We start from the raw sequence: 13,065 nt of genomic DNA on the forward strand, positions 1-13,065 counted from the left end.
TAGTTTCCGAAAAAACGAGCGTGGAGGAAAAATAGGACAAATTGTCCTATGGCCCGTGCAGCGGGGGTGATGTGTCTCGTATGCTATGATTTTCTGGGGAGAGGGGGATGCATGAAAGACAGTCGTGTGCAGGGGAGTCGACAGCTAGCGGCAACGTCGATCGGCGCCGGGGTGTATTGGGCGAGCATTCTTCTTCAGGTTTTCTACCATACCGGTTCGGCAAGCGTGGATGCTGCCGGCTCTTCCCTTCTTGGCAATGCGCGCATGGACAACCTTGCGTTCATATTGCTCATCTGCCTCAGCCTAACATTGCTCACGACCCGATTCGGAACCATGCGGTTTTGCCGCGTTCTCGTTTCGGCCGCGTTTTTTGCAAGCGTTACCATGCTGTTGGTTTCGTTGGCGTCGGCATTCGTCGATTCGGAGTTCTCTACCTGGGTTTCCCCTGTGCTCAGGATACTCCGAAGCGCATGCTTCGCGCTTCTCATGCTTTCGTGGGGATACGTGTTTGCTCGTTTGAACAAATACAACGCCTTCATATCGGTAACTTTGACGATGCTCGTTGCAGCATTCGTGTTTCTTCTCTGCTCCGTATGCTTTCAACCAATAGAGAGATTGTTGGATCAAGTCCTTTTGCCTATCTCGGCGTTTCTGCAGCTTGGCCTGTTCAAGCATGAAGAAGAAGATCGGCTTGTTTCTGGCGCGGTTTCCGGAGACAGGAAGAGGGTGGCTGTCTCTTTTGTGGGCTCGCGCATCGTGTTCGGCCTGATAGTGGGTATTTTGAGCGCCATCGGGGATATACGCGTTCGTACTGAGAGTTTCGACGAGGACTTTTCGCAGGTAGTTGCTCTCGTGCTGGCGGTCGTCGTTCTGATCGCCCTCCTTGTTCAGTGGAAGACCGGTAAGCTGACGGGCTATCTTCCCGTCTTGATTTTCGTGATCGCTGGCGTGATCGCGGCACCGTGCCTCATGTCGAAGCAGAGTCTTTTCGCGCTGCTTGGTCAGGTTGTTTGGCTTTCTTGGATTGTCATGTCTTCCGTGCAGTTGTCCGAGATGAAGGAGCGGCTTGGAGTGGGTGCGGCTTTTCTGAGCTTTGCCGAGAAGACGGTAGTCATATTGTTTTGGCTGATCGGCGTAGCGTTCGGTCAGCTGTTTTACGATTCGATATTCGCGGACAATGCAGCGCTTGCCGATTACGTCCAATACGGTCTTGCCCTTATCGCGCTCTCCTACTTCTCGATCAGCCTTCAAAGGATGCTGAGCATAAGGGATTTCGAAAAGATCGTGCACGAGGTGGTTTCCGACTCCGAAGAGACGTTGGCGTACATTTACGATCGCATCGCAGAAGACTTCCAGCTTACGCATCGCGAACGCGAAGTCCTCTCTCTTTTGGCGCAGGGTCATACCAGGCGCATCATCTGCGAACGACTCGTCATCTCTGACGGGACGGCCAAATCGCACATCGGGCATATTTATGAAAAAGTCGGTGTGAATAAGAAAGACGGTCTTCTCGAATTGGTGGAGCGCTACAAAAGAGAGCCGATGCGACAGATGTCTGGAAAGTAGGTCGCTTCGCACCCATCCAACAGAACATGCCGGGTGCGTGAAGGTGCGACGGGGCGTTGCGTCGTGAGGCATACTAGATGTATGTCATGTCAAGTGCTTGCATAGGCCAGAAGCATAGCGCTCGTTTCCGCGTTGTCCCGGCCGAATTCCTCGCGTCCCGCGCCCCACGCCCGCCGCCCCCACCGATTCCCCTCTGTGTCTTTGGAGGAGAGGCGGCGGGGAATGCTATGATACGGCCCATACGAAATGCACGAGGTCCGGGAGAAAAGGCGGGACGGCCATGCTACTGTGCGCGCAATACATGCTTCCCATCACATCGAAGCCGTTCAAGGACGGGGCCGTGCTCGTCCGCGACGGTGTGATCCGCGATATCGGCACGTCCGACATGCTCAAGCTGCGCTATCCCGAAGAGGATGTCGTCGATTACGGTCAGGCAGCTCTCATGCCGGGGCTCGTCGACCTGCACACCCATCTTGAGAACTCCGTCATGCGCGGAATCGTGCACGACGTGCCCTACACCACATGGATCGCATCGATGCTCGAGAAGAGCGCGAAGATGGACGTGAGCGATTGGTACGATTCGGCCATCCTCGGCGGCCTCGAGGCGCTTTCGAGCGGTATCACCACGGTCGCCGACATCACCACCACCGGTGCTGCCTGCACCGCCACGCAGAAGCTCGGCATGCGCAGCGTCATCTACCGCGAGGTGGGCGCCATGGACAAGCGCCGCGTTGGCTACGCCATGCGCGTGGCCGAGAACGACATCATGCACTGGCGTGAGGAGGTGGACGGCGACCGCATCACCATCGGCATCGCGCCGGCGGCCATGTACGTGTGCCACCCATCCGTGTTCTCGAAGGTGTCCGAGTTCGCGCGACGCGAGGGCGTGCCCGTCGCCATGCACATGGCGGGCAATCGCGAGGAGTACAACTTCATCAAATATGGCTCCTCGCCGTTCTCCGTTCACACCATGGACCAGAAGCGCGGCTACGTGGAGATCCCGCCGTGGCTGCCCACCGGCACGACGCCCGTGCGCTATGCGCTGAACTGGGGTGCGTTCGAGTCCGACAACGTGCTGGCCATCCATTGCGTGCATGTGGACGACAAGGATGTGCAGAAGCTCAAGGAGTACGACGTGGCGGTGGCCTCGTGTCCGCGTTGCAACGCGCAGCTCGGCATGGGCGTGGCTCCGCTCAACGAATTCCTGCGCGCCGGATTGCGCTTGGGCCTCGGAACCGACTCGCCGGCCGCCACCGACTCCACCGACATGCTCATGGAGATGCGCATCGGCATGCTCGTGCAGCGCGCGGTGAACGTGGGCGACTTCCTCGATTCGGCCACCATGTTGGAGATGGCCACCATCGGCGGCGCCCGCGCGCTCAAACTGGACGACAAGATAGGATCGTTGGACATCGGGAAACGCGCCGACATCGTGGCTGTGGACCTATCAGGTTCGCACCAAACGCCCACCACCGACCCCGTGTCGGCGGTGGTGAACACGTGCAGCGGAGCCGACGTGCTCATGACCATGGTGGACGGCATCGTCCTGTACGAGAAGAGCAAGTGGAACGTGGGCGTGGAGGTTGCGAAGAACATCGCCCGTGTTATCGAGATCCGCGGCAAGTTGAGGATGTAGACGATGAGTGCGAAACAGAAGCTGACGGCGAATCAGAGAAGCGAGCGCATCAAGGCTGCGCAGGAGCGCGAGCGACGCGAGAAAGAACGGCGGGAGGCGGCCGAGCGGACCAAAAGGGTGTTCACGGTCGTCGTCTGCATCATCCTTGTGCTGGCGCTCGGCATTCCTACGGTGGGTCTTGCTTTTTTGGGCGGGGGAGCGGCGTAGAGCCGCGTGATCGGGTCCGGGCGCCCAGCTGCCGCCCAACCCGCTTGAGACGGCACCGATGCTCGTGCGCTTTCGCGCGTGCGCGGCGAGGGGTCGGTTCCGGGTGCCCCACCGGCACATTCGCGGGCCATACGCTTTCGCGCGTGCGCGCGATAAGGGGTAGCAGGTTGACTCCCGTCTTGTCGTAGGGCGTGATGCGCTTTCGCGCGCACGCGCGATAGGGGGTGACCAGCAGACCGTTCGCGTGCGCCTGCGCGATAAGGTACTACGGTCCAGACTCCTACGGGAGGCAGCAGTGGATGCGTTTTCGCGCGCACGCGCGATAAGGGGCCAGGCAGCGCTGCGTGTCGAGCAGGAACGCGTCGATGCGCTTTCTCGCGTGCGCATGATAAGGAGCAGCGGATGCTTCGCGATGTGCGCATAGGCGAAACGGTGTGCTTTCGCGCATGGCAAGGAGCCACGCACAAGCACGCTACAGGGGTGCCGCCGATGATTCGTGCGTTTTCACGCGTGCGCGCGATAAGGAGCGACGCGGAGGGGCCGGGGCCGCGAGCGCTGGCAAGTGCGCTTTCGCGCGTGCGCGCGACGCGCGATGCCCCTCGGCCTCGGTGAGGTAGTTGCGCAGAATCGTGCGCTTTCGCGCGTGCGTGCGACGCGCGATTGGCCGGGGCTTGCACGTGCCCTCTTGCGGCATCTATTCGCTTTCGCGCGATGCGCGATCGAGGTTGTGCCGCTGCGTGTTGCACGTCTTCGTGCACTTTCGCACGTGCGTGCGACGCGCTATAAAGAGCGATGTTTCACGTGAAACATCATCGTCCCGCGGACTGGCGCGCTTTCGCGCGTGCTTGCGATAAGGAGCGGGCCGCGTGCGCGAGGAGTTCGACCCCGCCGTCATGTGCGCTTTCGCGCGCGATAAGGAGCCGTTCGCTTTGCCCGGAGTGAGGGTCGGGGGAGGTGCGCTTTCGCGTGCGCGATAAGGAGCCGAAGCCCGTGTGCAGGTTGCACGATATTACCGTGTGCGCTTTCGCGCGTGCGCGCGATAAGGGGCCATGACGCCCAGATCGCGGGCGTTCGCAGTCTTCAGCGTTCGCTTTCGCGCGTGCTCGCGATAAGGGGCTGTTGCCGCGGCGGAGGCGCTCGCGCCTTCCATGGGCGATGTTCGTATAGGTATGCGAGGAAGAGCCCAGGAGGGCCGCTGTTTGCGCGTGTCTGCGAAGTTGCGTGCTCATGCTCGTGAGAAGGGGCTTGCGCCGTCGGAAAGCCGAACGTCGAGCCGGGAAGACGCTCGTGCGTCTCGCGGAAAGAGCGGGGTCCTGCGTGCATTGAGGGTGCGGTTGCCTTCTCGCCATGCTTTTTCTGTAGAGGATTCTCACGCAGCTAGGCCGGACAGGTTTGTGTTACTATGAATCGTTGCCGCGCATGGGACGCGGCAGAGAGTAGAGAAACCGCGCAAAGGGGTTTGCTTTGTTTGGAATCGGTGGATTCGAGCTTTTCCTCATCCTGCTGTTCGGGTTCCTCATCTTCGGGCCCGACAAGCTGCCGGCCATGGCGAAGACGCTGGGGAAGGCCATCAGTAAGTTCAGAAGCGCCCAAGAGGAGATGAACAAGGTCATCAAGACGGAAGTCTACGACCCGAGCTCCGACGAGCCGTTCAAGAACCCGCTCGAAGCCCTTTCGAAGGTTGCCGAGGGGGAGAAGAAGCAGGGAAAGACCGAGAGCTTCTCCGAGCGCAAAGCGAGATACGACAAGGAGCGTGCCGCGAAGAAGGCGGCCGAGGCCAAGAAAGCCGAAACCGCAGCGTCCGCGACGACGGGCGCGGTCGCCGGGGCTGCGGCGGCGAAGACGCCCGTCAAGTCCGATGGGTCGGCTGCGAAGCCCTCGAAAGAAGCTGACGCGGGCAAGGATGCGGCAAAACCCGCTGCCAAGCCGAAGCCCTCGCCTGACGAGCTGTACGGCACGAAGCCCAAGGTGACGACATCGGCGGCGAAGTCCGAGTCAGCCGCCAAGCCCGTCGCCTCCGGGTCGGCGACGTCTCGATCGGAGGATTCCTCTGCGTCCGCCGCCAAGTCCGGCGGTTCGCCCTCGACGCCTGTAGAGCCTGCCGCATCTGCCAAAGCGCAGACGGCCGCCCAAGGAAAAGCCGCGAGCTCCTCCCGGTCCGCGGCCGCGAAGCCTGCCGCTGGCGCGTCCTCCGCTTCCGGGTCTGCGGCCGCGAAGCCCGCAGCGTCGAGGCCTGCGGCTGCGAAGGCCTCGACTGCCGCTCGGGCGACGGGCTCGGCCACCAGGACGGCCTCCAAATCTGCGGCGCCCAGATCCGCTGCCGCCAAGTCCGCGGCGTCCTCTTCGTCGGCCGCAAAATCTGCGACCGCCAAGTCGACGGCGCGCAAACCCGCCGCCAAAACCGATGCGGAGAAGGCTGCCGCGCGTTCGGCGGCGGCGAAGAAAGCTGCCGCAACACGTGCCGCCAATCGCAAGAAGGCCGCCGAAGCGGCCGCCAAGGCTGAAGCGGCATCCACGACCGAGAAGGGGGAGAAGTAAGCCATGCCCATCGGACCGGCACGTATGCCCCTGTTCGACCACCTCGGCGAGCTGCGCATGCGTCTTGTGCGCATCGTCGTCTGCTTGTTCGTTTCCGTCATGGTGTTCTACTGGGCCACGCCCACCATCATCCACATTCTGACGATACCCATCGAGCCCTACCTGCCGCAAGGGGGTATGGAGTCGCTCACGGTGCTCAGCCCCTTCGAGGCGTTCGCCATACGCTTCAAGGTGGCGCTGTGGGTATCGGCGGTGGTGTGCTCGCCCGTCATCCTGTGGCAGATCCTCGCGTTCTTCCTGCCCGCCCTCAAGCCGAGCGAGCGCAAATGGTTCGTCCCCACCTTCGCGGCTGCGGTGGCGCTGTTCATATTCGGTGCGGTGTTTTGCTACTTCGTCATCCTCGATCCGGCGTTCCAGTTTCTGACGGGCCAGGCCGAAGGTTTCGCTGTCGTGGTGGCGCAGGCCAGCGCGTACATCGACACCATCATCAAGTTCGAGATCGGGTTCGGGTTCGCCTTCGAGCTGCCTATCATCGTGTTCTTCCTGGTGGTGTGGGAGATCATCCCGTACCGGAAGCTGCGCAGCGCGTGGCGCACCGTCTATGTGGTGCTCATGGTCATCTCGGCCATGGTGACGCCGGATGCCTCGCCGGTGACCATGCTGCTGCTGTTTGCCGCGATGGTGGCCATGTACGAGGTCAGCTTGCTGCTGTCGCGCGTCATCTTGGCCAAGCGCATCAAGCAGCAAAACGAGAAGCTCGACGCCGAGGAGGCCGAGGGGCAGTAAGCGGGAGAGGCGAAGAGGCAGAGCGAATCGCTTTGCGTCTTGCCTCGCTCGCCATCGACCCCGTTTCAAACGAGAGGCGGCCCGTCGCGGTGCGACGGGCCGCCGCGCGCATGTTGGGCGCGCATATCGCGGCGTTCGCGTGCCGTTCGCGCAACGCCGTGCGCACGGGGGCCGCGCTTGGGCTACCATGAACGCGGACATGCAAGCACGATCACGAAGAAGGAGCGCCATGCACGAGCTGGGAATCATGACCGGCGTGATGGACGCGGTGACCGCTTCGGCCGAGCGGGCAGGCGCGACGCGCGTGCTCAAGGTGAGCCTGGCGGTGGGCGAGATGACCGAGGCTATCGAGGACGCGCTCGTGTTCGCGTTCGAGGCGCTGGTCGAGCAGCGGGAGTACGCGCTGTGCGCGGAAGCCGAGCTTGAGATTGCCATGATCAAGCCGAGAAGCCGGTGCCTTGAGTGCGGCGAGGAGTACGAGCACGACCGCTTCCATATGCTGTGCCCGCGCTGCGGCAGCTTCGCCACCGAGCTTATCGCGGGTCGGGAGCTTCACATCGACAGCATCGAGGTGGACATTCCCGATGAAGCGGATGCCTCCAATGCCTGAAGACGCTCGGACGCTCGCGCGACTTCGCGCCTGCTGCGGGCAAACGGTCCAAGCAACGCTGAGAAACGTAAAGGAGCAGCGATGAAGATAGATCTGAAGCAACCCATCCTTCAGAAGAACGACGCGATAGCCTCCGAGCTGCGCGCGCGGTTCGCCGAGAACAAGGTGTTCGTGCTCGACCTCTTGGCCAGCCCCGGCTCGGGCAAGACGTCCACCATTCTGGCCACCATCGACGCGCTGCGCGACGAGTTCAACATCGCCGTCATCGAGGGCGACATCGCCAGCAACGTGGACGCCGAGCGCATCAAGGCCCAGGGCATCCCCGCCGTGCAGATCAACACGGGCGGCGCATGCCACCTGGAGAGCGCCATGCTCAAGCGCGCCGTGGACGTGCTGGACCTCGCGCGCCTGGACCTCATCATCGTGGAGAACGTGGGCAACCTCGTGTGCCCCACGGATTTCGACCTAGGAGAGAACGCCAAGGTCATGATCCTGTCCGTGCCCGAGGGCGATGACAAGCCCCTCAAGTACCCCGGCGTGTTCCAGGTGGCCGAGGCCGTGGTGCTGAACAAGGTGGACACCCTGCCCGTGTTCAACTTCGACCGCGAGGCGTTCGAGGACGCTGTGCGCCAGCTGAATCCGCAGGCCCCCATCTTCCCCATCGCCGCCACGAAGGGCGAGGGCGTGGAGGCCTGGGCCGAATGGCTGGCCGACCGCATCCGGGAGATCCAGTAACGAAGGAGCGCCTGCAACCGGGCTGAAGCGATCGGCGCCCATACCGGCTGCAACGACAGGCGCGGTCGGAAGGCTGGCGCAAGGGCGCGGGCGCGCGGTGCCGCTCCTGCGTCGAGGCGCCGCGGGGCTTCGCGAAAGCTCTGGGTTTTCCGACGCGGGCATCGGGCTGTCGGGCCGCGTGGGCTTCGGCATCGCGGCGGTGACGTGCGCGGATGCGCTCGACGCTGATCGCGCGCGGCGTGCCGTGGCTTGCGATGCGTCGGGCTGATGGTTTCGCTCGCACGTTTGGGCGGCTGCGATCGGTCGGTCTGCGAGGACGGCGACCGTTTTGCAGCAAGGCGGTTTCGATTCGCCGGCCGATCGCGGGGCAAGGGAGGCGAGGATCGGCGGCCGTTCTTGCTTGCCGCAGGGCGCCGCGACGCCTCGCGTGTGGCATGGACGATCTGTGGGAGGAAGCTATGGAAGCGAAAGACCAGTACCGGGCGTGTGTGGAGGGATTGCGCTCGTTCATGGCGGATGCGGGATTCTCCGATGCGGTCGTCGGGTTGTCGGGCGGCATGGACTCGAGCGTGGTGGCCGTTATGTGCGTCGATGCGCTCGGGGCCGATCACGTGCACGGCGTGTTGCTGCCGGGGCCTTACTCCAGCGCCCATTCTGTGGAGGATGCCGAGGCGCTCGCGCGCAATCTGCGCATCGACGTGAGCACTGTCTCCATCGTTGAGCCGTACGAGGCGTTCGCGCGGACGCTTGCTTTTGCATGCGGAGGCGCGCTCGCGGGGCTTGCTGCCGAGAACACCCAGGCGCGCTGCCGTATGGTGTGCCTCATGGCGCTTTCGAATGCGCACGGCTGGATGCTCGTGAACACCGGCAACAAGAGCGAAGCGTACACGGGCTATAGCACGCTGTACGGCGATACGGCCGGAGCGTTCGCCCCCATCGGCGGGCTGTACAAGACCGACGTGTACGCGGTGGCTCGCTGGCGCAACGGCGAGGAAGGAATGCGAGAGTACGTCTCGAGGCGCCCTTCGGATGCGGACGTGCCCCGCGGATCTGAAAGGGAAACGCGGGCCGCTGCGCTTGAAGCCGCTTCGGGAGGACGGGAAGGCGATGCCCTTGGAGAGGCGGGGGGCGTCGTATCGTGCGCGTTGCCTTCCGGGTCTTTGAACGCGGTGCCGCCCATACCCGAGCGCGTGTTCGCGAAACCTCCGAGTGCAGAGCTTGCTCCCGGCCAAGAGGACGAGAGGAGCCTCGGCGTCGATTACGCCACGCTCGATGCGCTTCTGCATGCGCACGTCGAACGAGGTTTGGGCGTGGAGGCGCTTGTGGGCGAAGGTTTTGACGAAGCGCTGGTGAAGCGCGTGCTCTCGCGTGCTGCTGCGACTGCGTTCAAGCGCGCCCTCGAGCCGCCTGCTCCCGATGCAAAGTTCTATGGGTGAGCATCCGTCGCGGTGCCGTGCGAGGCTTTCCGGAGCTGCGTATCGCTTTTGGAAGGTTTGAGGGGGGCGGGCTTGCGATGTGCGTCATCGCTGTTCGGACGGTAGGGGCGTGGCTGCGACGGGAGGGGGCTCGCGATGTGCGGCCCATGTCCGTTCCGAAGGCGTGCTGCCCTTCGAGATGGGGGCCGAAAGCGTTTCGAGGGCGGTGCGCGGTCGGTGTCTCGCGGCGCATTGCGCGATCTCGCATGCGCGGATGCGGCGTCCGTTAAGTCGGCTTCGCGGGCGCTTCGAGCGATTTTCCGTTGGCTCACATGCGCGGGTAGCGGCAGGAACGCCTTGCGAACGCTCGGTGCGCAGCCGACGCCCTGCGTTTGCCGAGGTTGCGCACGAGGGTCGCGTCGCTTGTGCGGACGTGCAAGCGAGCGGGGGTTCTGAATCGCTTCTCGAGCGCGCAGTCGACTCCCTGCGTTTGCAGAGGCTGCGTGCGTTTCGCAGCGCTCGTCGAGGGAGCGCGGATGGAGACCAGGGTGCTTGCCAAGGCCGCACCCGCGCAGTGCTTGCGTCGGCGGGGATGTTCCGCAGCGCTCATCGGGGATGCGTGCGCGGCTGGTGTTCTGCGGCGGTTGCGAGAAGGGCGGCGAAGGCGCCCTCCTTCCAATCTCCCGGTCTTCTTCGTTGGCGATGCGCACCAAGCACAAAGGTCGCGACGTGCTGCGAAAAAGCAGAGCTTTGCGTAGATTGCATGGCGGATTCCGCAGAGCGTTGACGTTTGCGGGTGGCTTCTTCCTATACTGAGCGAACGTCCCAGAATCATGTGAGAGAGGTCTTTCCGCCATGAAGCGCCGCGGATTCTTCAAGCTCGCCGGCATGTCGGCTGCCGCCTTTGCGGCGAGCGGCGTGCTTGCCGCGTGCGGAGCTGGCCAGCTGCCGGCGGATCCTCTGCGTTCAGGTTCCGACGAGGGCGGAGGCAACCCGAGCGTTGCGGGAGACTCCGGGGTGTCGTTCTCGTCGGAGGTGGACGTGCTCGTGGTGGGCAGCGGAATCGCCGGGCTCTCTGCGGCCATGGCTCCGGCCGAGGCAAAGCGTTCGGTGCTGGTTGTAGACAAGCTCGATCTTCTGGGAGGGGAGAGCTACGAAGCGAACGGCGTTATGCGCGTGGCCGGCAGCGCCGTTCAGCAGCGGGCCGGGCTGCATGCCACGGTGGCCTCTGAGTGGCGCGCACGCAAAAAGGAGCTCGAGGCTGCGGGCACGACCGATTTCGAATTTGCCCGCACGTTGTTCGAAGCGGCGACTTCCTGGGCCGATCATCTGGCAGATGAGTATGGCGCTCAGTTCGCTGATCCTGCCGAGTACGCTCAGGACGACTGCAACACCTCGGTCTTGTTGCCGAAAGGCGGCCTTGGCGACATGGAGAGCGTCATGGTGCCCCTGCGCGATGGTCTGGCGAGCAAGGGCGTGTCGTTCCTGACAGGGTTGAGGGCGAAGGCGTTCATCTTGGACGAGGAGTCTGAGGTGTGCGGCATGAGGTTCGTTGCGAACGAGGGCGGATCGATGACGGACGTGCGAGCGCGCTGCATCGTGATGGCCACGGGAGGCTTCGTCAGCAATCAGGCGCTTGTGCACGCTTACACGCCCGACCGTGAGCGCGCAGGGTGTTACACCGTCGCGTCGATGGGCGAAGGGCAGCTTCTGTGCGCGAGCATTGGGGGGCAGCTGACGGGCATGGACAAGGCTGCACCCCTCACGGGTGATCTGCCGCAGGTGTCGGCATGGAGTCTGTTCGGTCCCGTTGCCGCCGTGGACACGCAGGGCGTGCGCTTCGCGCGCGAGGACGGCAGCGGCGCGACGGCCGACGCCTGTTTCGAGGACGAGCGCGGTCTTTGGTGGACGGTGTTCGACGGACAACTTTCCGAGAGCAGCCAATCGCGCAGCATTGCGGAATTGACCAGCAAGAACGCCAAACGGATTGCGGGCCCGTGCGACGATGAGGATGCGCTTGCCGGCCAAATGGGAGTTCCCGCCGACAAGCTGAAGGCCACGCTCGAGCGTTACAACGAGCAGGCGCGGGCCGGGAAAGACGACGACTTCGGCCGTACGTTGTTCCTCAAGCCGCTCGAAGCGCCCTTTTACGCGGTCAAACAGCAGCCGATGCGCTACCGTTCACGGGGCGGGGCGGCGACCGATGGGATGGGGCGCCTGCTGAACGCCACCGGCGCGCCCATTTCACGGGTGTACTGCTGCGGAGCCGTGGCAAACGGCGGCTCCGACGGGTTGGCATCCAACGGCGCATTCGGCATGCTGGCGGGTCAGGCCGTTGCAAGCTTTCTGGCTGAGGAAGATGGGCGGGAAAACGCCTGAGCCAACTTGCGGGCGAAGGTCGGCGGCTTCAGTTCTTTTGTCGTCCCGTCATGATCCAAAATGATCGCTTTGATAAACGGTTGCTTTGGGCTGCGATGCGACGAAGCGCCTTTCTGAGAACGCTTTGCGGCCTCCGCCGACGGCGCGGGTTGGCCGCCGGAGGCCGCGCGGCGCCCCCCGGTCTCGCCGGAAGGCCCCCGCGCCCGGCGGGGCGGCCCCCGGCCTCGCCGGGCGCGGGGGCGGGGGCGCGGCATGGAATCTGCGAGCGCCGGCCCGTGCCGTTCTGTGTCCGGCGGCGGACGCGTTGCTTCGCTGCCAAGCCATGATTGTCACAGCGCCCGCCTCGGGGCAGAAAGGCATCATCCCAGGATGCAACGTTGTCGAGTTGTCCGGGAGAATCTGCGGGCTAGATCGTGGGCCAGATCAAAGCAATGGGTATTGTGGGAAGTGCGGACTGGTCGGCATGTTCTGGTTGGCGATGGCCGACGACCCGGCCGTCGGTACGCCCAACGAACCATCCGCTGCCGAGGCGCGACTGCTCCGCCCTCGTGAGGAAAGGGTGCGATACGTTTAACCCTCGATGTTGGTCGTGCCGGTGCCGTGGCCGCTCCTTCGACGCCGGAATCCCGGTGCTGATCGGCTGTTTCGAACCGCTGATTCTGTGCGGATGGGGTTTGCTGCGTGCATGTCCGACGCGCTGCCACTCCACGGGGCGGCGCGCCGTGTCGGGGCGTCGCCCCGTGCCGCCTGGCGTATGGAGGGGGCGCGTGCGCGAGAACGTAGGATGCGGGCTGCCGTCCTTGCGGGACGACTCTCGCGAGATCGGCAAGGCGCGCTTTCACGAGCCTCTGTCGGATGCCGACTCGAGGCTGGGGCGGGGTCCATCGTGCCGGCCGTGATGCGGGGTCTGCGGAATTGAGCAAGAAGGCGTGAGCTTTGCGCGGGATTAGCAAGTTGGACGAGCGACTCCTCGAGCTAATCGATGGAGCCGAAGACTAGCCGAGTGTCTCCGCGGCGCTCGACGCGAGGCCGCTGGGAGCGCGTTTGGTCGCAACCGACGGGGGCATTACGGCTTTGGCTCGTGAGGGTTGGACCGCACGAGGTTCGTCCAAGCGAGGGCGGGGGGGGGGGGGGGGGGGGGGGGGGGGGGGGGGGGGGGGGGGGGGGGGGGGGGGGGGGGGGGGGGGGGGGGG

The 13,065-nt window shown here is 64.0% G+C and carries 10 protein-coding genes; all 10 read left to right on the top strand.

Annotation, left to right across the window (positions count from 1 at the left end; translation table 11 throughout):
- Positions 1–111 precede the first annotated feature (111 nt).
- The 10 genes from B5F40_RS08180 to B5F40_RS08225 all read left to right on the top strand — a co-directional run bounded on the left by B5F40_RS08180 (position 112) and on the right by B5F40_RS08225 (position 11,872).
- Positions 112–1,566, top strand: a complete 1,455-nt coding sequence (locus B5F40_RS08180; RefSeq protein ID WP_162610931.1) for a helix-turn-helix transcriptional regulator — start codon at positions 112–114, stop codon at positions 1,564–1,566.
- Positions 1,567–1,846: 280 nt separating this feature from the next.
- Positions 1,847–3,202, top strand: a complete 1,356-nt coding sequence (locus B5F40_RS08185; protein ID WP_087193849.1) for an amidohydrolase family protein — start codon at positions 1,847–1,849, stop codon at positions 3,200–3,202.
- Positions 3,203–3,205: 3 nt separating this feature from the next.
- Complete coding sequence (locus B5F40_RS08190) at positions 3,206–3,409, top strand: CASC3 protein CASC3 (protein ID WP_087193850.1); 204 nt, start codon at positions 3,206–3,208, stop codon at positions 3,407–3,409.
- A gap of 1,464 nt (positions 3,410–4,873) precedes the next feature.
- A complete protein-coding gene (locus B5F40_RS08200; RefSeq protein ID WP_140396455.1) occupies positions 4,874–5,947 on the top strand; it encodes a Sec-independent protein translocase subunit TatA/TatB in 1,074 nt (357 codons plus the stop codon).
- Between the two features lie 3 nt (positions 5,948–5,950).
- The gene (tatC, locus tag B5F40_RS08205; protein ID WP_087193852.1) at positions 5,951–6,733 is read left to right on the top strand and encodes a twin-arginine translocase subunit TatC; all 783 of its coding nucleotides are present in this window, start codon (positions 5,951–5,953) and stop codon (positions 6,731–6,733) included.
- Between the two features lie 229 nt (positions 6,734–6,962).
- The gene (locus B5F40_RS08210; RefSeq protein ID WP_087193853.1) at positions 6,963–7,343 is read left to right on the top strand and encodes a hydrogenase maturation nickel metallochaperone HypA/HybF; all 381 of its coding nucleotides are present in this window, start codon (positions 6,963–6,965) and stop codon (positions 7,341–7,343) included.
- 81 nt (positions 7,344–7,424) lie between these two features.
- A complete protein-coding gene (gene hypB / locus B5F40_RS08215; protein ID WP_087193854.1) occupies positions 7,425–8,078 on the top strand; it encodes a hydrogenase nickel incorporation protein HypB in 654 nt (217 codons plus the stop codon).
- A gap of 97 nt (positions 8,079–8,175) precedes the next feature.
- Positions 8,176–8,346 carry a hypothetical protein gene (locus B5F40_RS16235; protein ID WP_162610932.1) on the top strand — a complete coding sequence of 57 codons (171 nt, stop codon included), beginning with the start codon at positions 8,176–8,178 and terminating at the stop codon, positions 8,344–8,346.
- Positions 8,347–8,536: 190 nt separating this feature from the next.
- A complete protein-coding gene (nadE, locus tag B5F40_RS16650) occupies positions 8,537–9,514 on the top strand; it encodes an NAD(+) synthase (protein WP_087193855.1) in 978 nt (325 codons plus the stop codon).
- Positions 9,515–10,348: 834 nt separating this feature from the next.
- Entirely contained in the window at positions 10,349–11,872 is a 1,524-nt protein-coding gene (locus B5F40_RS08225; protein WP_087193856.1) for an FAD-dependent oxidoreductase, read from the top strand.
- The last annotated feature ends 1,193 nt before the right edge of the window (positions 11,873–13,065 follow it).

Origin of the sequence: Gordonibacter sp. An230 (assembly GCF_002159915.1) — a bacterium.
GTDB lineage: Bacteria > Actinomycetota > Coriobacteriia > Coriobacteriales > Eggerthellaceae > Rubneribacter.

What these genes read in the sequence shown, in the direction of transcription:
- nadE (WP_087193855.1), top strand. Translation starts at nt 8,537, where the DNA reads ATGGAAGCGAAAGACCAGTACCGGGCGTGTGTGGAGGGATTGCGCTCG.
- hypB (WP_087193854.1), top strand. Translation starts at nt 7,425, where the DNA reads ATGAAGATAGATCTGAAGCAACCCATCCTTCAGAAGAACGACGCGATA.
- B5F40_RS08225 (WP_087193856.1), top strand. Translation starts at nt 10,349, where the DNA reads ATGAAGCGCCGCGGATTCTTCAAGCTCGCCGGCATGTCGGCTGCCGCC.
- B5F40_RS08210 (WP_087193853.1), top strand. Translation starts at nt 6,963, where the DNA reads ATGCACGAGCTGGGAATCATGACCGGCGTGATGGACGCGGTGACCGCT.
- tatC (WP_087193852.1), top strand. Translation starts at nt 5,951, where the DNA reads ATGCCCATCGGACCGGCACGTATGCCCCTGTTCGACCACCTCGGCGAG.
- B5F40_RS08185 (WP_087193849.1), top strand. Translation starts at nt 1,847, where the DNA reads ATGCTACTGTGCGCGCAATACATGCTTCCCATCACATCGAAGCCGTTC.
- B5F40_RS08180 (WP_162610931.1), top strand. Translation starts at nt 112, where the DNA reads ATGAAAGACAGTCGTGTGCAGGGGAGTCGACAGCTAGCGGCAACGTCG.
- B5F40_RS08190 (WP_087193850.1), top strand. Translation starts at nt 3,206, where the DNA reads ATGAGTGCGAAACAGAAGCTGACGGCGAATCAGAGAAGCGAGCGCATC.